The 1,867-nt window shown below is 63.0% G+C and carries 1 protein-coding gene and 1 pseudogene; one reads left to right on the forward strand and one right to left on the reverse strand.

Annotated features, from left to right (window positions below):
* Positions 1 to 201 precede the first annotated feature (201 nt).
* A complete protein-coding gene (locus EOA86_RS32995) occupies positions 202 to 1,413 on the reverse strand; it encodes a UbiH/UbiF family hydroxylase (protein ID WP_128345396.1) in 1,212 nt (403 codons plus the stop codon).
* Between the two features lie 104 nt (positions 1,414 to 1,517).
* Between EOA86_RS32995 and EOA86_RS33000 the strand changes: the two are divergent.
* Positions 1,518 to 1,867, forward strand: a pseudogene (locus tag EOA86_RS33000) (DUF2182 domain-containing protein); the annotation flags it as partial.

Below are 1,867 nucleotides of genomic sequence, written 5' to 3' on the forward strand. Positions count from 1 at the left end.
GGAGTGCCGCGTCCTTGGAATGCGCAAAGACTCTCTAAGACTTTGAATTTACGCATTACGCTTCAAAAAATCGAGCCCGACTTATGGCTGATGCCTGACCCTCCTGGTCGCAGACGCCGCATCAATTCAACGCCGAAGTGCCTGATCAATGCCGTAGCTTGACGCCACGTCAAGCTAAGGGCCAGCCCGCCGAGCGGCGTGCTACCGCCGGACTTGTTTCCTTAAGCCACCGGCGAGCGCCGCAAAACCACTGCCGGGCCGCAGCCCCTCGCGCATGAAGAAGGCGCGAAGCGGCGCGAAGCCGCCGAGCACGCCGAGGCCGGCGCTGCGCGCCATCTGTGCCGGCAGCATGTCCGAGAGCAGCGACTTGTTGAGCAGGTTGACCGCGCCGCTGCGTGCCAGAATGTCGGGCCGCCGCCTGAAATTGTAAACCGCGAGTGCCTTGACGGCACCTGGATCGGTTCTGTTTTCGCAAGCAATCCCAAAAAGATCGTCGATATCCCTGATACCAAGGTTGAGACCTTGTGCGCCGATCGGCGGGAACACATGGGCGGCTTCGCCGACAAGTGCCACCCGGTTGCGCGCGAAGCACCGCGGCGTCACGCCCGAAAGCGCGTAGATCTGCCGGCCGGGCTCGACAGACACCCGGCCCAGCATCGATTGCATCCGCTGTTCGACCCGCATCGAAAGCGCAGCATCGTCCAGCGCCACAAGTTCCTTCGCCGTTTCCGGTTCTACCACCCAGACAAGGCTGGACCGGTTGCCGGGCAGGGGAACCTGGGTGAACGGGCCGGTCTCGGTGTGGAATTCGGTCGAGGTGAAAGCGTGGTCGCCGCGGTGGCCGAAATTGAGAACCAGCGCCGCCTGCGGATAGGACCGGGCGGATGTCGAGATGCCGGCAGCCTCGCGGGCCGGCGACAGACGCCCGTCGGCAGCGACCGCCAGCGATGCTGCAACCTCGCTGCCGTCAGACAGGATCGCATGGGCACGATCGGCGTCGAGGCGCCAGGTCTCCACCATCGATTTTCGCCATTCGATGCCGGAATGCGCGACTACAGCCCCGGCAAGTGCGGGGTTGAGAGCGCTGTTGGGTAAGTTCAGCCCGAACTGCTCCTCGCCGATTTCGCTGGCACGAAAAATGACCACCGGGCTGCGGATCAGCCGGCTGGTTGCATCGACGATGCGCATAACCTTCAGCGGCGCGGCTTTGGACCTCACCTCATCGAGTACGCCCAACCGTTCGAGGATATTCAGGGCTGGGTTCATCAACGCCGTCGTTCGGCCGTCTTGGCCATTTGCTTCAGGTCCGACGAGCGTCACGGGAAAGCCGGCATCCGCAAAACCAAGCGCTGCGATCAGCCCTGCCGGGCCACTGCCGGCAACCAGTATCCGTGCTGTCTGCTGATGGTCCAAGTTCGCTTCCGGATTGTGATGCGAGGCGGTCGGTCCGACCTGATAAGCATATAGGTCAGATCATACGGCTTGATCAACGCGGCGATTCGGCCCATTCGATTGCCATGATCGGCCAAGACCATGATTTCAGTCATCTCGACCGTGTCGGCCGTGCCACGGCGAGCATCTCGCGCAATCCTCGACTGGCGGTGAACATCGTTTTGGGCGCAAGCGTCCTTCTGGCCTGGCTGCTTCTCGGCGCCATGGCGATTCGCGGCGCCGAAAGCCGGGTTCCGGGCATCGATGCACCCGGCGACACATTGATCAGATATCTGCCGCAGCTGCCGCTGCCGGATTTTCTTGAGCGCTTCTTCACCCTTTGTCTTGCACCTGCGCCGCTCGACGGGGGCGTCGGCGCGCAGGCCGGAGCGCTCGTCGTCATGTGGTTCCTGATGGCGGTCGCCACCATGCTGCC

Origin of the sequence: Mesorhizobium sp. M5C.F.Ca.IN.020.32.2.1, from assembly GCF_004023105.1 — a bacterium.
Taxonomy (GTDB): domain Bacteria; phylum Pseudomonadota; class Alphaproteobacteria; order Rhizobiales; family Rhizobiaceae; genus Mesorhizobium; species Mesorhizobium wenxiniae.